The sequence below is a fragment of the Mesorhizobium sp. LSJC285A00 genome (assembly GCF_000503155.1).
In the GTDB taxonomy this organism is placed as follows: domain Bacteria; phylum Pseudomonadota; class Alphaproteobacteria; order Rhizobiales; family Rhizobiaceae; genus Mesorhizobium.
Map to the genome: position 1 here is coordinate 15,668 of NZ_AYVK01000012.1, position 24,412 is coordinate 40,079.

Here is a 24,412-nt window from a genome sequence, read left to right on the forward strand (position 1 = left end):
AAGATGCTCCGATATCTCCTAAACAAAATCGTCTTGGTGCTGCCGACGCTGATCGGCATCACCATCTGCGCCTTCGCTTTCGTCAGGCTGCTGCCCGGCGATCCCATTCTTGCCATGGCCGGCGAGCATGGCGTGTCGCCCGAGCGTTACGCGGAACTGAAGGAACAGTTCGGCTACAATTTGCCGATCTGGCAGCAATACGCGCATTATGTCCGCGATGCCGCGACCGGCAATTTCGGCGTGTCGATTTCGTCCAAGCGGCCGGTCATCGAAGATTTCATGACGCTCTTCCCGGCGACCATCGAGCTCTCAGTCTTCGCCATGATCTTCGCCATGGTGCTGGCCATCCCGGCCGGCATCATTGCTGCGGTCAAACGCGGCTCCTGGTTCGACCAGGGGCTGATGGGCACCGCCCTTGTCGGCTATTCCATGCCGATTTTCTGGTGGGGTCTGCTGCTGATCATCTTTTTCTCCGGCTATCTCGGCTGGACCCCGGTTTCAGGACGCATCGGCCTTCAGTTCTTTATCAAGCCGATCACCGGCTTCCTGACCCTCGACAGCCTGCTCTACGGCAAATGGGATGCTTTCCGCTCGGCATTGAGCCACCTGGTGCTGCCGACAATTGTGCTCGGCACCATCCCGCTGGCGGTGATCGCGCGCCAGACGCGCTCGGCCATGCTCGAAGTGCTGGGCGAAGACTATGTGCGGACCGCCCGCGCCAAGGGCCTGTCGTCGTCCCGCGTCATCGGCGTGCATGCGCTGCGCAATGCGCTGATCCCGGTGGTCACCACCATCGGCCTGCAGGTCAGTACCCTGCTCGCCGGCGCCATTCTCACAGAAACCATCTTCGCCTGGCCGGGCATCGGCAAGTGGATGGTCGAATCCATATCCAAGCGCGACTATGTCGTCGTGCAGTCAGGCTTGCTGCTGATCGCCCTTATCGTCATGGCCGTGAACCTGATCGTCGACGTGCTTTATGCCGTCATCAACCCGCGCATCAGGGCGGCATGATGAGCCAGTCGACCGAAATCGCCCCGATGGCCGCCGGCAACCCTGACCGTCTGACCGGCTTCAGGACCTTCTGGCACTATTTCTCGGTAAACCGCGGCGCCGTCATCGGCCTGTTCGTCTTCATCCTTTTGGTGCTGGCCGCGCTCTTTGCACCGCTGCTGGCACCCTATGCGCCCGACATCCAGGACAAGACAGCTTTCCTGCGTCCGCCGGCCTGGCAGGCAGGCGGCAGCATGGAATATCTGCTTGGCACCGACGCGGTCGGCCGCGACATGCTCTCGCGCCTGCTCTATGGCGCGCGTTTCTCGCTGCTCATCGGCGCCGTCGTGGTCACGCTGGCGCTTGTCGGCGGCATCACGCTCGGCCTTTTGGCCGGCTATTTCCGGGGCTGGGTCGACGTGGCGATCATGCGGGTCATGGATCTGATCCTGTCCTTCCCGTCGCTGCTCTTGGCGCTGGTTCTGGTCACCATCCTCGGCCCCGGCCTGTTCAACGCCATGCTGGCCATCGCGCTTGTCCTGCAACCCCACTTTGCCCGTCTGGTGCGCGCTGCCGTCATGGCCGAAAAGAGCCGCGAATATGTGGTCGCCGCCAAGGTCGCCGGCGCCGGCCATATAAGGCTTATGCTGCGCACCATCCTGCCCAACTGCTTGGCGCCGCTGATCGTCCAGGGCACGCTGTCCTTCTCCAACGCCATCCTGGAGGCGGCCGCTCTCGGCTTTCTCGGCCTTGGCGCCCAGCCGCCGACACCGGAATGGGGAACCATGCTCGCCTCGGCGCGTGAATTCATCCTGCGCGCCTGGTGGGTGGTGACCTTCCCCGGTCTGGCCATCCTCATCACCGTGCTTGCCATCAACCTGATCGGCGACGGTCTGCGCGATGCGCTCGATCCGAAGCTGAGGAGGTCGTAATGGCGCTGCTCGACATCCGCAATCTCGTCGTCGAGTTCCAGACCGCATCCGGCCCGTTCCGCGCGGTCGATGGCGTCTCGCTCCATGTGAACGAACGTGAAGTGCTGGCCATCGTCGGCGAATCCGGCTCCGGCAAGTCGGTGTCGATGTTGGCTGTGATGGGGCTGTTGCCGTGGACGGCGACGGTCACTGCCGACGAGATGAGCTTCAAGGGCCGCGATCTCCTGAAGATGAGCCCGGCCGACCGGCGCAAGATCGTCGGCAAGGACATGTCGATGATCTTCCAGGAGCCGATGGCCAGTCTCAATCCGTGCTTCACCGTCGGCTTTCAGATCGAGGAGGTGCTGCGCTTCCATATGGGCATGGACAAGGCCCAGCGTCGCGAGCGCGCCATCGAATTGCTGACGCAGGTCGGCATTGCCGAGCCGGCCGAACGGCTGAACTCGTTTCCGCACCAGATGTCGGGCGGCCAGTGCCAGCGCGTGATGATCGCCATCGCCATCGCCTGCAATCCGAAGCTTCTGATCGCCGACGAGCCGACCACCGCGCTCGACGTCACCATCCAGAAGCAGATCCTCGACCTGCTCGTGTCGCTGCAGGTTAAATACGGCATGGGCCTGATCATGATCACCCACAATATGGGCGTGGTCGCCGAGACGGCCGACCGCGTCATCGTCCAGTACAAGGGCCGCAAGATGGAAGAGGCCGACGTGCTGTCGCTGTTTGAATCGCCGAAGAGCAATTACACCCGCGCGCTGTTGTCGGCGCTGCCGGATAATGCCGTCGGCGACCGGCTGCCGACCGTCTCGGACATGCTGTTCGAACCAGCTGCCGGGGGCGTCTGATGAGCATCAAGGTCGTCGAAGGCAAGGACATCGTGCGCGACTATCACGTCGGCGGCGGCCTGTTTCGCGGCGCGCGCACCTTGCATGCGGTCAAGGGCGTCTCGTTCAGCGTCGACAAGGGCAAGACGCTGGCCATCGTCGGTGAATCGGGCTGCGGCAAGTCAACGCTGGCGCGCATCATCACGCTGATCGATCCGGCAACGTCGGGCGAACTGTTCATCGACGGCAACAAGGTCGACATCGCAAGGAACGGCCTGACCAGGGAGATGCGCCGCAAGGTGCAGATCGTCTTCCAGAACCCTTACGGATCGCTCAATCCGCGCCAAAAGATCGGCGATGTGCTGGGCGAGCCGCTGCTCATCAACACCGACAAGCCGGCCGAAGAGCGGCGCGACCTCGCCATGAGGATGCTGAAGAAAGTCGGCCTCGGAACCGAGCACTACAATCGCTATCCTCACATGTTCTCGGGCGGCCAGCGCCAGCGCATCGCCATTGCCCGCGCGCTGATGCTGAACCCGAGCCTGCTGGTGCTTGACGAACCGGTCTCCGCGCTCGATCTTTCGGTGCAGGCGCAGGTGCTCAACCTGCTCGCCGACCTGCAGGACGAATTCCAGCTGACCTATGTCTTCATCAGCCACGATCTGTCGGTCGTGCGCTACATCGCCGACGATGTGATGGTGATGTATTTCGGCGAAGCCGTCGAATACGGCTCGCGCGAGGAGGTCTTTGCCGACCCCAAGCACAACTACACCAGGACGCTGTTCGCCGCGACGCCGCGCGCCGACGTCGCCTCGATCAAGGCGCGGCTGGCGAAGAAGAAGGCCGCCTGACCTCTCACCGAGAATTGTTTTTGAACAATCGGAAATGCGTCGCGGCGGTGGTTTGCCGGCAGGATTGATCGCGATCTGCGAGCTGCCGGGCGCAAGCCGCGTCGCAGGTTGGGGTGCGCCCCATCACTCACCCGCTCCGTGCTGGTAAAGCTCGTCCATGCTGAGCATTGCCAGGGTTGCGAAGGGGGCCTGTTTTTTCACCCGACCGCGGCTCAAGATCACCACGTCGTCGCAGAACGATATGGTGCTGTAATGATGACTGATGACAATGGTGGTGCGGCGGCCGGCCCGCGACTTCAGCGTCTCGACAATAGCGGCTTCTGACAACCCATCCACCGCACTGGTGGCTTCGTCGAGGATGAGAATATCGGGATCGCGCACCAGCGCCCGCGCCAGGGCGATCCTTTGCCTTTGTCCGGCTGACAGGTTGATGCCCCGGTATCCGACCAGTGTCGCGTAGCCCTGCGGCAGGTGCTCGATGAATTGATGTGCCTCGGCCAGCCTTGCGGCGCGCATGGCGTCGCTGGCCGACGCCGTGTCGTAGCCGTAGATAATGTTTTCAAAAATGGTGCCATCGACCAGTTCCAGCTCCTGACTGGCCAGGGCAATGTTCCGCCGCCACTGGCTTGGGTCCACTTCATCGAGCGGTGCCCCATCGACGAGGATCCTGCCGCTGTCGGGTTTGACGAAGCGGCACAGGAGATTGACGATCGTCGTCTTGCCGGCGCCCGAGCGGCCGATCAGCGCCGTCGAGCGGCCGCTGCGGATATCGAACACCGCCTTATGCAGCACCGCCTCGCGCGCGTCGGGGCCTGACAGGGGACCGGAATAGGCGAAGCTCACATCATCGAAGCTGATCCCTTGGCGCAAGCCGTCGAACGGCAGGCTGCCCTGCGGCGCCTCGGGCTTGTCGGAAGGATCGAGCAGCCATTGTACCTCCTCCAGCGAGCCGCTCATGCCTTGCAACTGACTCCAGGACATCTGCAAGGCCCGCATATGCGGCTGCAGTCGGTAGAGCAGGATGAGGAAGGCGACGGTCAGCGGGAAGCTTACATTCGCCAGCCAGGCTCCGATCACCACCGCCAGGAACAGCATTGCGTGCAATACCTCGGTCAGTGGCGGCAAGACGCCCTGGCGGATTGAAAGCACGAAAGCCGCCCGCCGCACCCCGTCGGACGCTTTGGCGAAGACCGCCTTTTCGCGGTTCTCCTGCCCGAAGATGCGAATCAGGCGCCCGGCATGCACCAGATGCAGCATCTGCGACGCCAGTGCGCTGTTGCGCGAGACGACGCTGCGGCTCGGCGCCTTCAGATTGGACGACAAAACCCCGTGCGCCAGCTGGACAAGCGCCAGCCCTAGAGTCACCAGCAGCGTCATCTGCCAAGAGAGGAGCAGGAGGAAGGCGAGCAGGATGACGGCGGCCGAGGCACTGACGATCGCGCCGAGCAGGGCCTGGATAGCGTCGGATGCTCGCCAGGATTCGTTGGAGATGATGTTGAGCAGCCGCCCGGGGCTTTGCTGCAGGAAAAAGGGGTAGCCGACCCTGAGCAACTGCTCCGACAGTGCGCTACGGATCGAATAACCTGCCTTGCCGTAGATGTAGCTGGTCAGCAGAGTGTTGGCGAAGGCAAAGACATTTTTCAGTACGATCGAACCGAGGATCGCGGCCGAAATGGCGATCAGCCGCTGGCGCTCGCCGAGGTCCGCTCCAACCTGCTGGAGGAGGGCGGAGAAACCGGCCATGCCTGATGTTTCGCCACGTCCCATAATGATGCCGAGCAGCGGAATGATGAGACCGATGCCGAGGCCTTCCAGCGCGGCGCCCGCAAGCCCGAGCCCCACCACGACGGGAACGAGCCGCAACAGCCTGCCACCAAGCGCGCGGCGCAGCATTGGCAGGGCTGACGGAATCAGTGACATTATCGCGCTCTGGCCTCCGCATTGGCTTCGCTGGCTTCTCGGTCGTGGCGCAGCGGCAGCCGTTTTGGCCATCCCATCATGACGAGCAGCGCAAATCTGGCGGCACCTGCCAGATTCATTACGACAATAGGCCAGTGCGACAGATCGAGGTCGCGGTCAAAGCGAGGACGGCCCGCCAGTTCCCTGAACGCGGCCCGCGCGGACCAATAGACATGGCGAAGCAGCCAAGGGGCGTGGCGGACATGTTTCAGGCACAGCGCACCATTACCGAGGCTATAGTCGCGGTGCAGCCTGTCGATCGATTTGCGGTCTCGCCGGCCGTGATGATGCAAGACCGTCATGTCGGGCACATACTCGACCGGCATGCCGAGCAGCATCGCCCGCACGAGATAATCAGTATCTTCAGCCGAGCGTAGCGGGCCGCCAGCGCCGAAGCGTTCGTCGAACGACCCGATGCGGGCCGCGACGTCGCGGTGCATGGTCATGTTGCAGCCGAGCACGAAGCCGCCGGGGTGGACCGCCGGGGTCAGCCGCTCGCTTGCCTCGCAGAGCTTTATGGTGAAGGGCAGGTCCCGGGCATCACCGAGTTCGACCCGGCCGCCGCGGATCAGCCACTTCTCGCCACTCCGGTAGTGCCGCTCCAGGTCGCGGAGATAGTCGCGGTCGAGCTTGCAGTCGTCGTCGACGAAGACCAGCACGCGGCCTCGCGCTCGCGCCAATCCGGCATTGCGGGCAGCGGCTAGTCCGGGGCGAGTCTCCGAGACGGCTGTGACTGGGATGTCGGAAGTTTCGGCGATAGCGGCCAGCCGCTTTGACGTGCCGTCCTGTGAACCATTATCGACCACCACCAACTCTGCCGCGAAGGTGGCGTGCACCCGGCATGCGGCCTGGATCGAGGCTATGCAAGCCTCCAGCACAGCGGCGCGGTCGCGCGTGCAGACGATGAAACTGACCTCGAGCGACGGCCGCTCCGATCGGGGAGATGTCGGGACCGGCGCACTCGCAAACTGGTGATCGCGCAGGAGCGGGTGGGGCCTGTCGGTCATACCAGTCCCCGCTGATAACGCGCAAGCACCGCTTCGGCCGGCGTGGTTTTGAAGAAGTAGGCCACCGCGTCCGCCCGCTTTCCGGCCCTTATCGAGAGCAGGCTGAGCCAAGGCGCCCAGACGCCGGGACGCAGCGCATATTGTTCGCGGCGCCGGATGAAATTCCATCTCGCCGTCCGCGTGAGCAATTCGTGGGTCAGCGGCGGTTCTCCTTCGTCGCCGACGAGTTGGTAGAGGAAATAGAACAGGTTCAGCGCGCCTGCCTCGAAGCTTGGCCGTGTGTCGGTCGGCAGCTCGGAAATCCGCTCTTCGAGCGCACGGATGAAATCGGCTGCGCGCGAAACCGTGTCGAAAGAGACGGCCTCGCCGATGTCGCGCAGATCCGCTGTGGTTTCCGCAAGCCCCTCACGCTCGAGATTTTCGGCCACGATCCGCAAATGCGTCCTGCGCATTTCCTTGGCATGCCGCATGGTTACGCTTCCCGCATGGATGCGATAGACGAGCAGGCTATCGGGCAATATGGTCGCCGGGAAACGGCCGGCAAGCCGTCTGAAGAGATCAAAATCCTCGGCATGTCTATATTTGGGATCGTAATAGAGATCGTTGTTCCCAATGACATTCCTGTTGTAGATCACCGTCGGATGTAAGAATATCGTAAAGAACATCGACAATATGTCGAGCCGGCCGAGCCGGAACACCGGGTCTAGCCTGCCTTTGGCGATACGGCCGTGAAGCAAGGTATCAACGCAGGCGCCGCAGAAGCCGAGATCGGGCCGCCGCTCGAACAGTGCGACCTGGCGCGAGAGGCGCCGGGGATAGGCGACATCGTCCGCATCCATTCGCGCAACAAGCTCGCCCTGGGCCAGTCGTAGCCCTTCATTGAGGGTGGCGACGAGGCCGCGGTTCTCACGCGAGATGACAGAAACGCGATTGTCTGCCCGGCGGTATCGTTCGAGAATCTCGAGCGAGTTGTCAGTCGATCCGTCATCGATAGCGATGACCTCCAGGCGATCGTAGTCTTGCCGCAGAATGCTCTCCAGCGCAGCGGTGAGATAAGGCCCGGCATTGTAGACCGGCAGCAGGACGGAGACGAGCGGCGCGGTGGTCATCTCTGCGCATCCGTTCGCCGGAGTTCGAGTGCGGCGCGGCCATCGGGGGATCCGCCGGGATAGGCGTCCGCCGCCCTGCCGAGCCAGCCGGCATCGCCAGAGCGTGCCTGGGAGCGGCGGCGCGCTACATAGGGGAAGCGGCGCTTGAGGCCGTTGAGCGGCTTTTCGAAAGCCGTCCACGAGATCGAAGCGACGGCGATCGTGGCGGCGCTCGCGACCAGGAAACGCCCTGGCCCCTGCTCCGAGACATTGAGCGGGATCCAGGGCTGTGACTTGACGGCGAGCGACAGAAGGATCGGATGGTAAAGATAGACGCCGTAGCTGATGCGGCCCAGTGACAGCAGCGGTGGCAGTTCGAAAACCCTGCCGAGGACGCCGCCAAGGCCGGCTGAACAGGCGGCGACAACGGCCACCAGCGGCACCAGGGGCAGGATCTGCAGCAACGCCCAGCGGGCCCATTCCAGCATAGGATCGGCCGGCGCAGGGATAAGCCACTCAATCGCCAGGAAGACAGCCGCAAGGGCTGGCCAGCCTAGCCGCATCCATTGCGGCAGGCCGGCGCCTCTGGTCCGCCGGCAGGCAAGCAAAGCACCAAACGCCAGCGCGTCCATCGATGCTGGCGGCAGCAGGTCGCGCGCTAGCGCCGGGGTGGCGGTGATCGGCCAGTAGAAGCGATAGGCCAGCGACAACAGGATGACGCCGATAGTGATCGCTTCCACCCGCCGGCGGGGTGCGAGAAGCACGACCAGCGGCCAGGCGATATAGAACTGCTCCTCGATGCTCAGGCTCCAGAAATGGCAGAGTAGCCAGGGCGTCCATTCGTTGCGCAGCGCGTACCAAAAATTCGACAGGTAAAGCGCATGCCAGACGAGCGATCCACTGGACTGCTCCAGATCGGTCAGCCAGACGAACCCAAGCACGGCGAAATAGGGCGGGAATATGCGCAGCGCGCGCCTGATGTAGAAGGAACTCAATGCAGGGCCGGCTTTGAATTCGGCCGCGGCGCGCGCTTCGAGCAGCAGTCGTGTGATCAGGAAGCCGCTCAGCACAAAAAAAAGCCGCACCCCGATGTGGCCCCAAAAGGAGGACCCGTTGGGTGCAAGGAAATGGGAATAGAGAACCATCGTGACAGCGATGGCGCGCAGAGCGTCCAACTGATTGTCACGCGCGACCGCCATCAGCCATTTCCGCCGGTCTGAAATCTCCGATGAAGCCAGCGGCCCTGCATTCCGGGCCTCAGGTCGAGGCCTGCCAGCGTCGAGAGTGCGCCGACAACATCAAACCCGCGCCTTTTGCGCGGGGCAGCCTCGAAATCGGTGCTGGCCAGCGAAAAATTCAAGCTGATCAACTTGGCGGAATCCTCCACGGCGCACTTCCCAGTACCAAATCCCCCAAGAAATGGTGCAACCGGGCAATGGTGCAGTGCAACACAAAATATCTATCGAGCTGTAATATTTGTGTGAGTTAGTGCTAAAAATGGGTATGATTTGCGAGTGCGTTGCGTCGCTGAGGGTTTTTCACGTCCGCAATGCTGTACGAGAAGTGGTACCATGTCAGAAAAGACACGGTTTAATTACACAACTATAATCCGGAGTGTCTGATATAGGTCAAAATTGACGAAGATTATTCTAAGATAGTGGTTTTGTATCTTATAAATTATGCTTGTATTGTCGGGTTCTCTAGGCTGTCGATCTTGCGCGATGCAGCATAGTCGATGGTCAAGCGTCTGACGACGCAATCCTGTGGCGGCGGCCATATGGCGCATGTCGACGAGGCAGACAGGAAGTGCCGGTGTTGGCGTAGGGAGTGACGTGCATTAGCCTTGCACCTGCCGTCACGCTTGCGTCGGATGGAGAACTGGTGCCGCTTAGGTGACTCGAACACCTGACCCCATCATTACGAATGATGTGCTCTACCAACTGAGCTAAAGCGGCCCAGGAAGCGCGAAGCCTCCAGGATCGGCTGGGTGATAGACTCAACCGGCCGCTATTTCAAGATGGGCAACCGTGATTTCAAGGCTGGATCCGGCAATTCGTCCCGTCATTTTCCATTGGCGCGGAATAAGCCATCGCCTCGTTTGCTTTTTCGATTACGCGGAGACGTCGCGCCGGACTGCGCGCAAATCGCCCGGCAGGGCGGCAAACGGACTGATTTTATTGCTAAAAGGCATCGAAATGGGCGTTGAACAGGCCTGTAAGGCAGAATGCGGGCGCTCGCCCGTTGATTGATTGGTCGCCTGCGGCTAACGATCATGGCAATGTAAGCGAACGGACAGGGGAATTCGCTTGGACGCGATCGAAAAAGCGATCCGCAACGCCTTCGAGAAAGGCAACGCCGAGGACCGGGCATTTCGCGAGAGGGTCTATCGGTCGGCTTTCGCGGCGCTCGACCGCGTGCTCCAGGCCAATCCCGGCGTGACGGTGGAAGCCGCCATCAAGCGCCGTAAGGCGGTGCAGGAAAAGATCGCCGAGATCGAATCCGAATTCCTGCCCGCGGTCCCCGATGTCGCCGCGCAGACGCAGAGCGCTGCGCAGACACAAGATACCGCGCTGACGCAACGCGTTGCGCAGCCGCAAGACGCCGTACAGGGCGCCGCCGAAGCGCCCGCGGTCGATGCCCCGACAGGTGTCGCGGCCGGACCGTCGCCGGCGATCGTCGTTGATGAACCGGTTCAGCCCGAGGCATCCGACGCGCCGCGTTCGCGCGTGCTGCCGGTCGTCCCCGACATCATGCCTGACGCCACGCTGCCCGGCGCCCCGGCGATCGATATGGCCGATTCCGCGCCGGCCGAGGCCGCGGCGGAAGTGGCGCCTGACCGTGATGAAAGGCGGATAAGGGGCCGCCGCCTGCCGCTGACGGCGATCTTCTTTGGCGTGACGTTGCTCGCCGCCGCCGGCATCGGCCTCTATTTCGCCGTGCAGACCGGGGTCTTCAAGACGCCGGCGCAGCTCGACACGGCGCCGCCCGAAGCGCCGCCGACCGTCGACGATGACGACTTCACGCCGCCTGCCGATACAACTGAGCCGCAGCAGCCTGGCGCGCCGCAGCAGCCTGGTGTCGCCGAACAGACGCGCGACTGGATCAACGTGTTTACACCCACCGATCCAACGCATGTGGCGACCCCGTCCGACGCCAAGGCCGATGTCGTGCAGGACGACACCGGCTCCTTCCTGCGCATCCGCTCCGGTGCTTCCGGCTCGGCCATCAGCTTCGATGTCGGGCAGGGCGTGCTGGAGAAGCTTGCCGGCAAACATGCCGTGTTCGACATCGTCGCCCGCGCCGAGGACGGCAAGGACACGCAGATCTCCGTCGACTGCAATTTCGGCGATCTCGGCGACTGCGGCCGCAAGCGCTATGCGGTCGGCCAGCAGCGTAACGAATATCTGTTCGACGTGAAATTCCCCGACAAGCCCCCGGGCGCGGCCGGCAGCATCGCCATCAATTCCGACTTCGACAAGCAGGGCAAGGCGGTCGACATCTACGAGATCCGCGTTTCGATCGAACCGTAAGCGCCGCCTAGCGATCAAGCAGCGCCTGCAGCGTCTCGATGCGGTCGGCTTCGGCGGTCGGCTTGTCCCAGCGCAGCCGTGAGATGCGGGGAAATCGCATCGCAACGCCGGATTTGTGGCGGGTCGAACGGTTGAGACCTTCGAACGCCACCTCCAGCACCAGGCCTTGGCTGCGGTCGGCGCGCACCGAGCGCACCGGGCCGAAACGCTCGACCGTATTGTCGCGGACAAATTTGTCGATCTGCTTCAACTCCTCGTCGGTGAAGCCGAAATAGGCCTTGCCGACCGGCACCAATTCCTCCGCGCCTTCCGGCCCCGACCAGACGCCGAACGTATAGTCGGAATAAAAGCTCGACCGCTTGCCATGGCCGCGCTGCGCATACATCAGCACAGCATCGACCGTGTGCGGATCGCGCTTCCACTTGAACCACGGCCCTTTCGGCCGTCCCGCGAGATAGGGCGAATCCCAGCGCTTCAGCATCACGCCTTCGATAATCGGGTGCGGCGGCGCGCGGCGCAGTTCCTCCAGCGTTTGCCAATCCCGGAATTCGACGAATGGCGACAGATCGAAACGGTGCGGGTCCAGCGTTGTGATGAAGGCCTCAAGACGGGCCCGCCGCTCGCGGAAAGGTAGCGCGCGCAAATCTTCGCCGTTGATCTGCAGCGCATCGTAGCAGCGCATGAAGGCCGGGTATTGCTGCTGTATCTTCGGGGCCACGCTCTTGCGATTGAGCCGCTGTTGCAGGTCCGAAAAGGTGCCGGTCGCCACCGGCTCGCCGACCAGCAATTCACCATCGAGCGCGGCGGAAAAATCCATTGCCTGGGCGAGATCGGGGAATGCGCCGGACACATCGTCGCCGGTGCGCGAATAGAGCCGGCGCACGCCGCCCTCGCACACCGCCTGAACGCGGATGCCGTCCCATTTCCATTCCGCGGCATAGTCGGCCGGATCGAGCTTTTCGAGGTCGCCGTCGCCGACCGGGTTCGACAGCATCACCGGACTGAACAGGGCAAGTGCGGTCCGCTTCGGCTTCTCGGCCTTGCCTTCCAGCCACGCGAACAGCGAGATATAGGGCGGCGTCAGCCCGTGCCACAGCTCCTCGATCTCGGCGACATCGACCTTGCCGAAATCGGCCAGCGCCTGTTTGGCCAGCCGCGCCGAAACGCCGATGCGCAAGCCGCCGGTGACCAGCTTGATGATGGCAAAGCGCGCTGAAATGCCGGCGCTGTCGAGCAGCCCGGCCAGCACCTTGGGTCCGTCCGAGCGGCTCGCCGCCTGCAGCGTCGCCACGACATCGCCAAGCGTCGGCTCCCGGTTGGGGATATGTCCCGGCGTTTGCGGCCAAACCAGCGAGACGGTTTCGGCAAGGTCGCCGACATAGTCGTAGGAATAGCCGAACAGCACCGGATCCATGCGCTCGGTGACCAGCGTGCGCAGCATCGCCGGCTTGACCGCCGCAATGTTGAGGTCGCCAGTGATAGCCGCCAGCGCCAGCCCGCGGTCGGGGTCCTCGACGCTGCGGAAATAATCGACGAGCAGTGTCAGCTTGCCATTGCGCGACGGCGTCAGCACCAGGCGGTCGAGGAGTTCGGCAAAGCGGTTCATGGATGCAAGGACCGCGTTGACGGCAGAGGTTTGCGCTCTGGCACACCCCCCTCTGTCCTGCTGGACATCTCCCCCGCAAGGGGGGAGATTGGCAGCCTTGATCTTGCCGCCCATCTTGCGAGGTTGGCGATTGGCGAAAGCGGAGGTGACATCTGATCTCCCCCCTTGCGGGGGAGATGGCCGGCAGGCCAGAGGGGGGTGGGAAGGATCGCCGCGCCGGCGATTTCTGGATCAAAAATCACCATCAATCGCCCTCGTCCTCATAGCCCACAAGGTGCAGTGGCGTGGCGGCGATGCCTTCCAGCTCGCACCAGCGCACCAGCGCTTCCTCGCGGCCGTGCGTCACCCAGATTTCGCCGGCGCCCGTCTCCTTGACGGTAGCGGTCAGTTCATCCCAGTCGGCATGGTCGGAAATGATCAGCGGCAGTTCGACGCCGCCTTGCTTGGCGCGCTGGCGGATGCGCATCCAGCCCGAGGCGAAGCATGAGATCGGGTCGGGAAAGCGCCGCGCCCAGCGGTCCGCGAAGGCCGATGGCGGGCCGACAACGATGGCCCCAGTGAAATCCTGCTTGCCGCCGCTGTCGACGGTTGCCGGCTCCAGCGTGCCGAGGTCGATGCCCTGGCTCTGGTAATATTCGCTGAGCTTGGCCAGCGCGCCGTGGATATAGATCGGCCTGTCATAACCGGCATCGCGCAGCAGCCGCATCACCCGCTGTGCCTTGCCCAGCGCATAGGCGCCGACCAGATGCGATCGCTCGGGAAACTGCGCCGCCGATTTGAGCAGCCGGGCGATCTCCTCCGTGTCGGGCGGATGGTGAAACACCGGCAGGCCGAAGGTCGCCTCGGTGATGAAGACGTCGCATTGGACCGGTTCGAACGGTGCGCAGGTCGCGTCCTTCTGGCGCTTGTAGTCGCCGGAGGCGACGATGCGCCTGCCCTTGTGCTCGACCGCGATCTGCGCCGAGCCCAGCACATGGCCGGCCGGATGGAAGGTGACGCTGACATCGCTCAGCGCCATCGCTTCGCCAAGCACGGCCGCTTGCGTTGTCCCGGCAAAATCCTCGCCATAACGCAACCCCATAATGTCGAGCGTCTGCTGCGTCGCCAGCACCGAACGATGGCCGGATCGGGCATGGTCGGAATGGCCATGCGTGATCAACGCCCGGTTGACTGGCCGCACCGGGTCGATGAAGAAATCGCCGCATGGGCAATAAAGGCCTTCAGGCCGGGGATGGAGCAGGTCGCTGGCGCGCATCCAGTCAAGATAGTGGCTAATTCCAGCGCGGGAAGCCTGTTGCAAGAGACTGCTGACTCGGCCTACAGCCAGCCACCGGCCGCATCAGCCGGCGGGGCCATCGCCATGCAACCGCTGAAAATCTTGTCCGGCGACCTGACCGCCGACCGTCGCGCCGACTATGCCGAGATGCTTTTCGGCTCGGGCGAGCACGCGGCAGCGGCGGAGCTGCTGCTCGGCGCGCTGGAACTGGCGCCGCAATGGGCGGCGGGCTGGTTCCGCCTGGGCGAGATGCAGGAGGCAACGGGGCTGCTCGACCTGGCGACGCAGGCCTGGGCGACGGCGCTGAAACTGGACCCGGCGGATCGCCTGGGTGCTGCGCTGAAGCTGCAGCTGATCGGCAAGGCGCCGGCTGCCGCAGCGCCACCCAGCGCCTTCGTCGAGACGCTGTTCGACCACTATGCCGAGACTTTCGAGGACTCGCTGGTCGACAAGCTCGGCTACCGGCTGCCGGAGTTTCTCGATCGCGCCATTCGCGCGGCAAGACCGGGCCGCTTTTCGCTGGCGCTCGACCTTGGTTGCGGCACCGGTCTGATGGGCGAGAAACTGCGGCCGGTCGCCGAACGGCTGGAGGGCTACGACATCTCCACCGCCATGCTGAAAAAGGCCCGCGCCAAAGGCGTCTACGATCTGCTCGCCAAGGCCGATCTGCAGCATTTCGCCTATGCCGGACCGAAAGCCGATCTGGTGGTGGCGGCCGACGTGTTCATCTACGTCGGCGCGCTCGATCGCGTGATGAAGACCGTCGCGGGCATTCTGGCCACCAATGGCCTGTTTGCCTTTTCCGTCGAAAAGCCAGCCAAGGGCGGGGCGGGCGGCGACGCCGGTTTCGCGCTGCAGCCGTCTCGTCGCTACGCCCATTCTCAAGCCTATGTCGAGCGGGTGCTTGCCGCAAACGGCCTGTCGGTGCTGTCGATGCAGCCGACCGTCATCCGCTGGGATCGCCGCCAGCCGGTCGACGGGCTTGCCGCGCTGGCGGTGCCTTCGTCCAAGGGTTGATGTCTCGTCTTGTTCGAAAACGTGAATAGGATTTTTGCGGCTGGCGCGGCATCAGGTAGGATACAAGCCGGGAAAAGCCCTCGGCAGGCATTGAGGAGGAACACATGCGCTGGAACATGATGGTCTTGGTGTCTTGCCTGGCAATGACCGGCTGCATGGGCAGTTCGATGTCGGAGCGGCAGGACCAGGACGTGCAATCGTCGCTGCAATATGACAACGTGCCTTGCGACCAGTTGCTGGCGCAGCGCAACGAACTGGCGCAGCAATACCATCTATCGACGGACGCCAAGCCGAGCTTCTCCAATCCAGCGATGGGCTTCGGCCCGTTTACGCCGGATATGCGCTCCAAAAGCAAGCGCGATACTGATCTGGCAAGTGGCAAGATCGACGCCATGAACCGCTCGATCGTCCGCCGCGACTGCGGCAAGCCCAACAAGCAGAAGAAGTTCACCCTGCCGAGCTGAACCTGAACTTCCTCAGTACCCCGCCTTGCGGTCGACCACGTTATCAAGCTTTTCGCCGCGCTCGAAGGCATCCATCTGCCGCAACATGCTCGGCGCCAGGTGGACAGGGTCGGAGGTCGCCGCCGCGTGCGGCGTCACGAACACTTTCGGGTGACTCCAAAGCGGACTGGTCTTCGGCAGCGGCTCGACCTCGAACACGTCGAGGCTCGCCTCCTTCAGCGTGCCGTCGTCCAGCGCTCGCAAGATGTCGGCGTCCTTCTGCAGCCGGCCGCGCCCGGCATTGATCAGCACCGAGCCGCCGAGGCCGTTTCGCTTGCGCAATTCCTTCAGCACGCCGTAATTGATGATGCCGTGCGTGTCCGGCGTCAGCGGCAACAGCACCACCAGTATGTCGGTGGCGTTGAGGAAGGGGATCAGCCCGGCCTCTCCGGCATAGGTCGCAACGCCTTTCATGGCCTTGTCGCTGCGCGACCAGCCATTTACGGCAAAGCCGAGCGACAACAGCACCGACGCCGCGGCGCGGCCGAGATTGCCGAGCCCCATAATGCCGACCGAGATGTCACCGGCCGGCCGCTGCGGCGGTTCGTGCCAGGTCTTCTTCGGCTGCTGCGCACGATAGAGCATGCCCTGGCGGTGATGGTCGAGCACGCGCCAGACGACATATTCGGTCATGTACTGCGTCAGGTTGTCAGCGACCACTTTGACGATCGGCACATCGGGCAGGCCGGGATCGGCGAAGATATGGTCGACGCCGGCCCCGATCGAGAAGATTGCGCGTAGATTCGGCAGCGATTTCAAGAGGTTCGGCTTCTGCTTCCACACCACCGCATAGGTGATCGACGGGTCAGAGGCGCCGTCCGGCTCCAGCACCACTTCGCGCTCGGCCGACAGCAGCTCGCGCCAGCGCTGCGGATGAAAGCCGGTGACGGCAAGCAGGATTTTGCCTTTTTCCATTTGCGGATTGTATTCCCTGTTATTCGCTAACGATACCGACTGGCGCCGTCTCGATCTTGAACGCGGCCGAGATCAGCGCCTTCGTATAGTCGGTCTGCGGGCGCTCGAAAATCTGTTCGGAAGGGCCGGCTTCGACGATCTTGCCATTGCGCATGACGATGACGTCATTGGCAAGGGCGCGAATGACTTTCAGATCGTGGCTGATGAACAGATAGGCAAGGTCGTGCTTGGCCTGCAGATTGCGTAAGAGGTCGACCACTTGCGCCTGCACGCTCATGTCGAGCGCCGAGGTCGGTTCGTCCAGCATGACGAAGCGTGGATTGAGCACCATGGCGCGCGCAATGGCGACGCGCTGGCGCTGGCCGCCGGAGAATTCATGCGGATAGCGGTTCCTGGTCGCCGGATCGAGCCCGACCTCCTTCAGCACGGCGACGACCTTGTCGTCGCGTTGGTCGGGCGACAGCTTCGGCTCGTGGATCTTCAAGCCTTCCTCGATGATCTCCGAGACCGACATGCGCGGGCTGAGCGAGCCGAACGGGTCCTGGAAAACGATCTGCAACTCGCGGCGCAGCGGCCGCATGGCGTTGAAGGAAAGCTGGTTGATGTCGCTGCCATTGAACTGGATGGTGCCGGTCGATGAGATCATCCGCGCCAGCGCCAGGCCGAGCGTCGTTTTGCCGGAGCCGGATTCGCCGACGACGCCGAGGGTCTGGCCGGCGCGCACGGTGACGTCGATGCCGTCCACCGCCTTCACATTGTCGACGGTGGTGCGAAAGAAACCCTTCTTGATCGGGAACCAAACCTTGATGTCCTTGCCGGTCATAACCGGCTTGGCGGCGTCGTTGGCGGCCGGCGGCTTGCCTTTCGGCTCGGCGGCGAGCAGGTGCTTGGTATAAGCGTGCTGCGGGTTGGCGAAGATGTCCTTCGTCGGTCCGGTCTCGACGATCTTGCCTTTGGTCATCACGCAGACGCGGTCGGCGATCTTGCGGACGATGCCGAGATCATGGGTGATGAACAGCATCGACATGCCCTTACGGCTCTTCAACTCCGCCAGCAATTCGAGGATCTGCGCCTGCACGGTGACGTCGAGCGCCGTCGTCGGTTCGTCGGCGATCAGCAGTTCCGGTTCGTTGGCCAGCGCCATGGCGATCATGACGCGCTGCCGCTGGCCGCCGGACAATTGGTGCGGATAGGCGTCGAGCCGCTTTTCCGGTTCGCGAATGCCGACCTCGTTGAGCAGCGCCAGCGTGCGCGCCTTGGCCTGGCGGTCGCCCATGCCCTGATGCAGCGCCAGGATCTCGACGATCTGCTGCTCGATCGTGTGCAGCGGATTGAGCGAGGTCATCGGCTCCTGGAAGATCATGGTGATCTTGTTGCCGCGCACGCTGCGCAACTGCTTTTCGTTCATCGCCAAAAGGTCGGCGCCCTGGAACAGGATCTTGCCCGAGGGATGGCTGGCCGTCGGGTAGGGCAGAAGCTTCAGCACCGACAGCGCCGAGACCGATTTGCCGGAACCGGATTCGCCCACAAGCGCCACCGTCTCGCCCTTGGCGAGATCGAAGGAGATGTGGTCGACGGCGGTCGACTCGTTGCCGCCTTGGGTGAAGGCAACGCTGAGATCGCGGACGGAGAGCAGGAGTTCGCTCATCGGAACGCCTTGCGCGGGTCGAAAGCATCGCGCGTTGCTTCACCGATGAACACCAACAGCGACAGCATCAGCGAGATGACGATGAAGCCCGATATACCGAGCCAGGGGGCATTGAGGTTACTCTGCGCCTGTTTTAGCAGTTCGCCGAGCGACGCGGTGCCGGGCGGCAGGCCGAAGCCGAGATAGTCGAGCGAGGTCAGTGTCGAGATCGAGGCGCTGACCAGGAAAGGCATGAAGGTCAGCGTCGCCACCATGGCATTAGGCAGAAGATGGCGCAGCATGATGGTGCGGTTGGACACACCAAGCGCGCGGGCCGCGTTGACATATTCGAAGTTGCGTGCACGCAGGAATTCGGCGCGCACCACGCTGACAAGCGACGTCCAGGAGAACAGCAGCATCAGCCCAAGCAAGATGAAGAAGCCCGGCGGCAGGATGGCGGCGACGATCAGCAGCAGATACAGCAGCGGTATCGCCGACCAGATTTCTATGAAGCGTTGAAAGAGAAGGTCGGTCCAGCCGCCGAAATACCCTTGCAGCGCGCCGGCGGCGACGCCGATAACCGACGAACCCGCAGTCAGGATCAACCCGAACAGCACGGAAATCCTAAACCCGTAGATGATGCGCGCCAGCACGTCGCGCGCCTGGTCGTCGGTACCCAGCCAGTTCCAGTTGCCGACAATGCAGTCAGGATCGGCAGCGCCTTGCGGATATTGGCTGCATCGCCTCTGCGCGTCATACTCCCATGACGGTTTTGCGGGAGCGGCGTCGGGGATCGCATTGTTGACGGTGCGGTAGGAATAGCGGATTGGCGGCCAGATCATCCAGCCATTGGCGTTGATCTCGTCGCGGATGACCGGGTCGCGATAGTCGGTGACGGCGTAGAAGCCGCCGAATTTTTCCTCGGGGTAGGCGACCGCCACCGGGAACAGGATCTCGCCTTTGTAGTAGGCGACGATCGGTCTGTCGTTGGCGATCAGTTCGGCAAACAGCGACAGCACGAACAGAGCGAGGAATATCCACAACGACCAGTAGCCGCGCCTGTTGGCCTTGAAGTTCTGCCAGCGCCGCTTGTTGAGCGGCGACAGCCAGGGGCGGGCGATCCTTATCGGTGTGATCTCGGCTGCAGCCTGCGTCATCAGACGTCTCTCCGCTCGAAATCGATGCGCGGATCGACCCATGTGTAGATCAGGTCGGACAACAGCGTCACGAACAGGCCAAGCAGCGAAAATATATAGAGGTTGGCGAACACGACCGGATAGTCGCGCGCCAACACGGACCTGAAACCGAGCAGCCCGAGACCGTCGAGGGAAAAGATGTTCTCGATCAAAAGCGAGCCGGTGAAAAAGGCCGAGATGAAGGCCGCTGGAAAGCCGGCAATGACGATCAGCATTGCGTTGCGGAACACATGTCCGTAAAGCACCCGCCGCTCCGACAGGCCCTTGGCACGGGCCGTCACCACATACTGTTTGCGTATCTCTTCCAGGAAGGAGTTCTTGGTCAGCAGCGTCGTCGTCGCGAAGGCCGACAGCACCAGCGCCGTCAGCGGCAAGGTCATGTGCCAGAAATAATCGACGATCTTGTCGGGCCACGACAATTGGTCCCAATTGTCGGAGACGATGCCGCGCAGTGGGAACCAGTCCCAGAAGGAACCGCCCGCGAACAGCACCATCAGCAATATGCCGAACAGGAAGGCCGGTATGGCATAGCCGACGATGATCACGCCGCTGGTCCAGACGTCGAAGGCGGAGCCGTCCTTGACCGCTTTGCGGATGCCAAGGGGGATCGAGATCAGATAGGACAACAGCGTGATCCACAGCCCAAGCGAGATCGACACCGGCATCTTCTCCAGGATCAGATCGAGAACCGAGATGTCACGGAAATAGCTGTCGCCGAAATCGAAGCGGGCATAGTTCCATAGCATCATGCCGAAGCGTTCGAGCGGTGGTTTGTCGAAGCCGAATTGCTTTTCCAGCTTCTTGATGAATTCAGGATCGAGCCCTTGCGCGCCGCGGTACTTCGAACCGACATCGCCGGCCACATCGAAATTGCCGCCGCCTCCTGCATCGCCGCCGCCGCTGCCGAGGCGGTCGCTGCCGCCCTGGTTGGTCAGGCTGGCGATGACCTGCTCGACCGGTCCACCCGGTGCGAATTGAGTGACGACGAAAGCAACAGCCATGATGCCGAACAGGGTCGGTATCATCAGCAGGATACGGCGCAGTATGTAGGCGCCCATCAGCTTTCACCCTCCCCCTTGTGGGGAGGGTCGATCCGCGAAGCGGAGCGGGGTGGGGGTAGTCTCGATCCGGCGTACGCCGTCACACCCACCCCGGTTCGCCATTCGCGCTGCGCACGAAGTGCTCACCGACCCTCCCCACGAGGGGGAGGGTAAAGTGCCGCGCAACAGCCTACCCTTTGCCAATTTTTGCCGCCTTGCCCTTGTCGACCCACCACAGCGCTTCGACCGGGAAGTCGAAATCGGGTTTCCGCTCGGGAAAACCGAACATGTCCCAATAGGCGCTTCGATGATTCGCCAGGAACCAACTTGGAATCCAATCCCTCCGTGCACGCAAGACCCGGTCGAGCGCGCGCATGGCAATTGTCAGGCTTTCGCGACCCTCGGCGGCACCTGCGGCGTCAACCAGGGCGTCGATGGCCGGGCTCGACGTTCCCGGCAGATTGCGAGAGCCCGATACGGTAGCTGCTCGCGAATGGAAAATGGTTTCGAGGTCGTCACGGGTTGGCGTCGCCGGAAACGAGGCCGCGACCGAGACGAGGTCGTAGTCGAACGAATTCTGCCGCAGCTGATATTGCGCGGCATCCACCAGCCGGATCGAGGCATCGATGCCGACCGCCTTCATGTTTTCGACCCAGGGCGAGTAGACCTGTTCGAAGACTTCGTCGTCGACAAGAAACTCTGCGGACAACCGACCACCCTTGTCGTTCACGACGAAATTGCCGGACCGTTTCCAGCCGGCCTCGGCCAGAAGCTTGGCCGCCTTGCCAAGCAACTGCCGGTCGCGGCCGGAGCCGTTCGACGCGTCCTGGATCACGGCTTCGCCAAAAGCCTCGGCGGGAATCTGCTCACGCAGCGGCTCAAGAAGAGCCAATTCTTGTGGCGACGGTCTGCCCTCGGCGCGAAATTCGGATTTCTCGAAGCAGGATTGCGAGCGCTCATAGGAACCGTAGAAGAAATTGCGCCGCGTCCATTCGAAGTCGAAGCAGAGCCCGATCGCCTGCCGCACGCGCGAGTCGCGAAACTGCTCGCGCCGCTGGTTGACGGCGGTGCCCTGCATCGAAGGCACCGTTTCGGCCGGGAATTCGTGCTTCACTACCTTGCCGGCAGTGAAGGCTGGGAAGTCGTAGCCGGTCGCCCAGACGCGCGAGGTGAATTCCTGCCTGTAGAGGATTTCTCCCTTCTTGAACGCTTCGAAGGCAACGCTACGGTCCTGATAGAACTCAACGCGGATCCGCTGAAAATTGTTCTGGCCGCGATTGACCGGCAGGTCGTTGCCCCAATAATCAGCCACACGCTCATATTCGATCCAGGCCCCGGCCGACCAGCGACCGACCTTGTAGGCGGCTGACCCCAACGGCGGGTTCATCTGCGAGGAATCGAACGGGTTGGCCGTGTAGAACGCCTTCGACAGGACCGGGAACTCGACGACGTTGAGGATGGTGCGGCTTGTCTGCTTGCCGGAAAACCTAAGCTGCAGCGTGTGGGCATCCACGGCAATCGCGTCATCCAGATGCGTTAGCGGCAGGGAATAGTACGGGTGCCCCTTGTCCTTGAGCAGCTTGAAGGTGAAGGCGCCATCCTCGGCCGTCAATGGCGTGCTGTCATGGAAGCGGGCCTGCGGGCGCAGCGAGAAGGTGAAGTCGTTGCGGTCGTCGGAAATCGTCACGCCGTCAGCGATCAGCCCGTAAACGGCGTCAGGTTCGTCGTACGCTCTCACCATCAGTGAATCGAAGCACATCTCCGTGCGCTGGGGCGAATCTCCTTTGGGGACGAACGAATTCAGCGTGTTGAAGGTCAGCGGCGTCTGGTTGGCAAGCCAGTTGCGCGGCAGGAAGTTGAAGACGCCACCTTGCGGCGCATCGACATTGACATAGTCGAAATGAGTGAAGTCCGGCTTGTATTTGAGGTCGCCGAAAGCCGACAGTCCATGCAGTTTCACGCCGGTTGGGCTGGCGGCGAAAGCCTTGCCCGGCAGCAGCGCAGCAACGGCCGCGGCGCCACTGAGGGCCAGGAAATCGCGGCGAGGGAGCCCCGCCATCAATTGCTGCCCTTGTACTTGGCGGCCAGGGCCTTTTCCTTGTCCGCATCGATCCACCAGGAATCGATATCGGCGCCACGGTAGCCGGGCTGCTTTTCCGGGATGCCGAACTTGTTCCAGTAAGCCAGCCACACAACGGCGCGATAGTATTGCGGCACCACATAGTAATTCCACAGCAGCACGCGATCGAGCGCATGGGTGGTGGCGACGAGGTCATCGCGATCCGTGGCAAAAATGATGCGGTCGACAAGGGCGTCAACGACCGGGTTCTTGATGCCGGAATAATTGCGCGATGCCGGTGTGTCGGCGGACTTGGAGCTCCAAAAATCGCGCTGCTCGTTGCCGGGCGATTCCGACTGTTGGAGCTGTCCTGTGATGACGTCGTAATCGAAATTTCTGACGCGGTTGGTGTACTGGCTCGGGTCGACGATGCGCAGTGTCGCATCGACGCCGATCTTGCGCAGATTGGCGATCCAGGGGCTGGAAATGACCTGGTCGGTTTCATTCGAGCCTAGGATTTCAAACTTGAATGGCTCGCCGGTCTTGGCGTTGACCATCTTGCCGCCCTTGATCACCCAGCCGGCCTGGGCGAACAGGTCGACCGCCTGCTTCAGATATTTGCGCTCCGCCTGCGGCGAATCGTAGACCGGCAGCTTGAATTCCTGCGTGAATACTTCCGGCGGCAGCTTGTCGCGGTACTTCTCCAGGATCTCCAGCTCCTTGCCTTGCGGCAGGCCGCTCGAGGCCAGTTCCGTGCCCTGGAAATAACTGTGGGTGCGGGTGTTGAAACCGAAGAACAGCGTGCGGTTCATCGATTCAAAATCGAAGGGATAGGTGAGCGCGGCCCTGACCAGACGATCGGCAAAGAGCTTGTGTCTCTGGTTGAGCATGAAAGCCTGCATCGGCTCGGGCGAGGTGGTCTTGAACTCCTGCTTGATCACATCGCCGGCCTTGATCGCCGCGAAATCATAAAATGTCGCCCAGCGCTTCGAGCTGTTTTCCGGCTTGATATCGTCGAGGCCACCTTTCTTGAACGCCTCCCAGGAGGCGTTGTCGTCAAGAATGTAGGTGAAGTGCTGCGTGTCGAAATTCTCCCGACCGATCTTCACAGCCAGCTTGGCGCCCCAATAGTCGGGGACGCGCTGCCAGACGATTTCCGACCCCGCCTTGAAGCTGGCGATCTTGTATGCAGCCGAGCCCAGCGGCGGCTCCAGCGTCCCCTTGGTGATGTCGCGCTTCTTGCCATTGGCGTCGGTGCCTTCCCACCAATGCTTGGGCAGCACGACAAGGTCGCCGAGGATCTTGGGCAGTTCGCGATTGCCCTTCTGGTCGAAGTGGAACTCGACCTCACGGTCCGAGACAGCGACGGCGTCGGTGACGTTTTCGAAATAGCGGCTGTACATCGGGCTGTTGGCCTTCAGCACCTGGAACGACCAGATCACGTCGTCGACTGTGATCGGCTGTCCGTCATGCCATTTCGCCCGCGGGTCGAGCCGGTAGGTGGCCGAGGAATAGTCGGTCGGGTACTTGTAGGCATCGGCGACGAGCGGGTGGCTGACGCTACCTTCGTCAGTCGCCTGGTCCATCAGCGTGTCGTAGAGCAGGCCGCCGCCAAATGGCTGCAGGCCGGCCGCCGGCGATCCCTGAACGATATAGGGATTGAAGCTGTCGAACGTGCCGGAAACGACCGAATTGTAGGTACCGCCCTTCGGTGCATCCGGATTCACATAATCGTAGCGCTGGAAGTTCTCGCCATATTTGGAGGGGCCGATCAGCGAAGAGGTGGTGTGCCATTCCTGGGGGAAGGATGCCTGCAGGCCGCCTGCGAGGGCGCCCACAACCAGAAAGGACCTCAGAAGCGTTCGGCCAACCGTCATGCGTTCTCCTCGTCGCGATGCCCGGCAATCCTAAATGATTTGACGCCGGTGAAAACCGCCATGCGGCGGCTTTGTCGCCGCATATGCGATTTTCCTAACAAAAAGCCGGGCTGAA

General features: G+C 62.5%; 20 protein-coding genes and 1 tRNA gene. 7 read left to right on the forward strand and 14 right to left on the reverse strand.

Annotation, left to right across the window (positions count from 1 at the left end):
- Positions 1-3 precede the first annotated feature (3 nt).
- From X726_RS156920 to X726_RS156905, 4 genes are read left to right on the forward strand one after another with little or no spacing between them, the layout of a single operon-like run.
- Positions 4-1,011 (forward strand): ABC transporter permease subunit, encoded by a 1,008-nt coding sequence (locus tag X726_RS156920; protein WP_023669492.1) that lies wholly within the window; start codon positions 4-6, stop codon positions 1,009-1,011.
- A 26-nt stretch (positions 1,012-1,037) separates the two neighbouring features.
- On the forward strand, positions 1,038-1,922 hold the full coding sequence (locus X726_RS156915) for an ABC transporter permease subunit (protein WP_050485757.1): 885 nt from the start codon (positions 1,038-1,040) through the stop codon (positions 1,920-1,922).
- Positions 1,922-2,767, forward strand: coding sequence for an ABC transporter ATP-binding protein (locus X726_RS156910; protein WP_023669494.1), 846 nt, complete (start codon positions 1,922-1,924; stop codon positions 2,765-2,767). The genes X726_RS156915 and X726_RS156910 overlap by 1 nt, the downstream gene beginning before the upstream one ends.
- Positions 2,767-3,597, forward strand: coding sequence for a dipeptide ABC transporter ATP-binding protein (locus X726_RS156905; protein ID WP_023669495.1), 831 nt, complete (start codon positions 2,767-2,769; stop codon positions 3,595-3,597). The genes X726_RS156910 and X726_RS156905 overlap by 1 nt, the downstream gene beginning before the upstream one ends.
- 123 nt (positions 3,598-3,720) lie before the next feature.
- Here the strand turns inward: X726_RS156905 and X726_RS156900 are convergent, their stop codons facing one another.
- The 6 genes from X726_RS156900 to X726_RS156875 form a co-directional block, all read right to left on the reverse strand.
- Positions 3,721-5,517, reverse strand: coding sequence for an ABC transporter ATP-binding protein (locus X726_RS156900; RefSeq protein ID WP_027049321.1), 1,797 nt, complete (start codon positions 5,515-5,517; stop codon positions 3,721-3,723).
- Positions 5,517-6,563: a glycosyltransferase gene (locus X726_RS156895; protein ID WP_023669497.1), complete on the reverse strand. Its 1,047-nt coding sequence runs from the start codon at positions 6,561-6,563 to the stop codon at positions 5,517-5,519. Before X726_RS156895 ends, X726_RS156900 begins: the two co-directional genes overlap by 1 nt.
- Positions 6,560-7,672 (reverse strand): glycosyltransferase, encoded by a 1,113-nt coding sequence (locus X726_RS156890; protein ID WP_023669498.1) that lies wholly within the window; start codon positions 7,670-7,672, stop codon positions 6,560-6,562. Before X726_RS156890 ends, X726_RS156895 begins: the two co-directional genes overlap by 4 nt.
- Entirely contained in the window at positions 7,669-8,850 is a 1,182-nt protein-coding gene (locus X726_RS156885; protein ID WP_023669499.1) for an acyltransferase, read from the reverse strand. Before X726_RS156885 ends, X726_RS156890 begins: the two co-directional genes overlap by 4 nt.
- Complete coding sequence (locus X726_RS156880) at positions 8,850-9,038, reverse strand: hypothetical protein (RefSeq protein ID WP_023669500.1); 189 nt, start codon at positions 9,036-9,038, stop codon at positions 8,850-8,852. Before X726_RS156880 ends, X726_RS156885 begins: the two co-directional genes overlap by 1 nt.
- Before the next feature lie 492 nt (positions 9,039-9,530).
- Positions 9,531-9,606 (reverse strand) — tRNA-Thr (locus tag X726_RS156875).
- Positions 9,607-9,957: 351 nt separating this feature from the next.
- On the opposite strand from X726_RS156875, the gene X726_RS156870 reads away from it, so the two are divergent.
- Entirely contained in the window at positions 9,958-11,181 is a 1,224-nt protein-coding gene (locus X726_RS156870; protein WP_023669501.1) for a hypothetical protein, read from the forward strand.
- 7 nt (positions 11,182-11,188) lie between these two features.
- Here X726_RS156870 and X726_RS156865 read toward each other — a convergent pair whose 3' ends face one another.
- Together X726_RS156865 and X726_RS156860 are read right to left on the reverse strand one after the other, a co-directional pair.
- Positions 11,189-12,787, reverse strand: a complete 1,599-nt coding sequence (locus tag X726_RS156865) for a cisplatin damage response ATP-dependent DNA ligase (RefSeq protein ID WP_023669502.1) — start codon at positions 12,785-12,787, stop codon at positions 11,189-11,191.
- Positions 12,788-13,031: 244 nt separating this feature from the next.
- Positions 13,032-14,042, reverse strand: a complete 1,011-nt coding sequence (locus tag X726_RS156860) for a ligase-associated DNA damage response exonuclease (protein ID WP_023669503.1) — start codon at positions 14,040-14,042, stop codon at positions 13,032-13,034.
- Positions 14,043-14,147: 105 nt separating this feature from the next.
- Between X726_RS156860 and X726_RS156855 the strand changes: the two genes are divergently transcribed.
- Both X726_RS156855 and X726_RS156850 read left to right on the forward strand, forming a co-directional pair.
- Positions 14,148-15,080, forward strand: coding sequence for a methyltransferase domain-containing protein (locus tag X726_RS156855; protein WP_023669504.1), 933 nt, complete (start codon positions 14,148-14,150; stop codon positions 15,078-15,080).
- A 104-nt stretch (positions 15,081-15,184) separates the two neighbouring features.
- Positions 15,185-15,544, forward strand: a complete 360-nt coding sequence (locus X726_RS156850; RefSeq protein ID WP_023669505.1) for a hypothetical protein — start codon at positions 15,185-15,187, stop codon at positions 15,542-15,544.
- Positions 15,545-15,556: 12 nt separating this feature from the next.
- Here the strand turns inward: X726_RS156850 and X726_RS156845 are convergent, their stop codons facing one another.
- The 6 genes from X726_RS156845 to X726_RS156820 all read right to left on the reverse strand — a co-directional run bounded on the left by X726_RS156845 (position 15,557) and on the right by X726_RS156820 (position 24,297).
- Complete coding sequence (locus X726_RS156845; protein WP_023669506.1) at positions 15,557-16,498, reverse strand: glyoxylate/hydroxypyruvate reductase A; 942 nt, start codon at positions 16,496-16,498, stop codon at positions 15,557-15,559.
- Positions 16,499-16,517: 19 nt separating this feature from the next.
- Positions 16,518-18,146 carry an ABC transporter ATP-binding protein gene (locus tag X726_RS156840; protein WP_023669507.1) on the reverse strand — a complete coding sequence of 543 codons (1,629 nt, stop codon included), beginning with the start codon at positions 18,144-18,146 and terminating at the stop codon, positions 16,518-16,520.
- A complete protein-coding gene (locus tag X726_RS156835) occupies positions 18,143-19,282 on the reverse strand; it encodes an ABC transporter permease (protein ID WP_023669508.1) in 1,140 nt (379 codons plus the stop codon). The genes X726_RS156840 and X726_RS156835 overlap by 4 nt, the downstream gene beginning before the upstream one ends.
- Positions 19,282-20,379: a microcin C ABC transporter permease YejB gene (locus X726_RS156830; protein ID WP_023669509.1), complete on the reverse strand. Its 1,098-nt coding sequence runs from the start codon at positions 20,377-20,379 to the stop codon at positions 19,282-19,284. Before X726_RS156830 ends, X726_RS156835 begins: the two co-directional genes overlap by 1 nt.
- Positions 20,380-20,551: 172 nt before the next feature.
- Entirely contained in the window at positions 20,552-22,420 is a 1,869-nt protein-coding gene (locus tag X726_RS156825) for an extracellular solute-binding protein (RefSeq protein WP_023669510.1), read from the reverse strand.
- On the reverse strand, positions 22,420-24,297 hold the full coding sequence (locus X726_RS156820; protein WP_023669511.1) for an extracellular solute-binding protein: 1,878 nt from the start codon (positions 24,295-24,297) through the stop codon (positions 22,420-22,422). The genes X726_RS156825 and X726_RS156820 overlap by 1 nt, the downstream gene beginning before the upstream one ends.
- Between the last annotated feature and the right edge of the window lie 115 nt (positions 24,298-24,412).

Coding starts and splice junctions, on each gene's coding strand:
- X726_RS156915 (WP_050485757.1), top strand. CDS start 1,038: ATGGCCGCCGGCAACCCTGACCGTCTGACCGGCTTCAGGACCTTCTGG.
- X726_RS156900 (WP_027049321.1), bottom strand. CDS start 5,517: ATGTCACTGATTCCGTCAGCCCTGCCAATGCTGCGCCGCGCGCTTGGT.
- X726_RS156890 (WP_023669498.1), bottom strand. CDS start 7,672: ATGACCACCGCGCCGCTCGTCTCCGTCCTGCTGCCGGTCTACAATGCC.
- X726_RS156825 (WP_023669510.1), bottom strand. CDS start 22,420: ATGGCGGGGCTCCCTCGCCGCGATTTCCTGGCCCTCAGTGGCGCCGCG.
- X726_RS156905 (WP_023669495.1), top strand. CDS start 2,767: ATGAGCATCAAGGTCGTCGAAGGCAAGGACATCGTGCGCGACTATCAC.
- X726_RS156830 (WP_023669509.1), bottom strand. CDS start 20,379: ATGGGCGCCTACATACTGCGCCGTATCCTGCTGATGATACCGACCCTG.
- X726_RS156910 (WP_023669494.1), top strand. CDS start 1,922: ATGGCGCTGCTCGACATCCGCAATCTCGTCGTCGAGTTCCAGACCGCA.
- X726_RS156885 (WP_023669499.1), bottom strand. CDS start 8,850: ATGGCGGTCGCGCGTGACAATCAGTTGGACGCTCTGCGCGCCATCGCT.
- X726_RS156840 (WP_023669507.1), bottom strand. CDS start 18,146: ATGAGCGAACTCCTGCTCTCCGTCCGCGATCTCAGCGTTGCCTTCACC.
- X726_RS156860 (WP_023669503.1), bottom strand. CDS start 14,042: ATGCGCGCCAGCGACCTGCTCCATCCCCGGCCTGAAGGCCTTTATTGC.
- X726_RS156920 (WP_023669492.1), top strand. CDS start 4: ATGCTCCGATATCTCCTAAACAAAATCGTCTTGGTGCTGCCGACGCTG.
- X726_RS156835 (WP_023669508.1), bottom strand. CDS start 19,282: ATGACGCAGGCTGCAGCCGAGATCACACCGATAAGGATCGCCCGCCCC.
- X726_RS156895 (WP_023669497.1), bottom strand. CDS start 6,563: ATGACCGACAGGCCCCACCCGCTCCTGCGCGATCACCAGTTTGCGAGT.
- X726_RS156820 (WP_023669511.1), bottom strand. CDS start 24,297: ATGACGGTTGGCCGAACGCTTCTGAGGTCCTTTCTGGTTGTGGGCGCC.
- X726_RS156845 (WP_023669506.1), bottom strand. CDS start 16,498: ATGGAAAAAGGCAAAATCCTGCTTGCCGTCACCGGCTTTCATCCGCAG.
- X726_RS156855 (WP_023669504.1), top strand. CDS start 14,148: ATGCAACCGCTGAAAATCTTGTCCGGCGACCTGACCGCCGACCGTCGC.
- X726_RS156865 (WP_023669502.1), bottom strand. CDS start 12,787: ATGAACCGCTTTGCCGAACTCCTCGACCGCCTGGTGCTGACGCCGTCG.
- X726_RS156850 (WP_023669505.1), top strand. CDS start 15,185: ATGCGCTGGAACATGATGGTCTTGGTGTCTTGCCTGGCAATGACCGGC.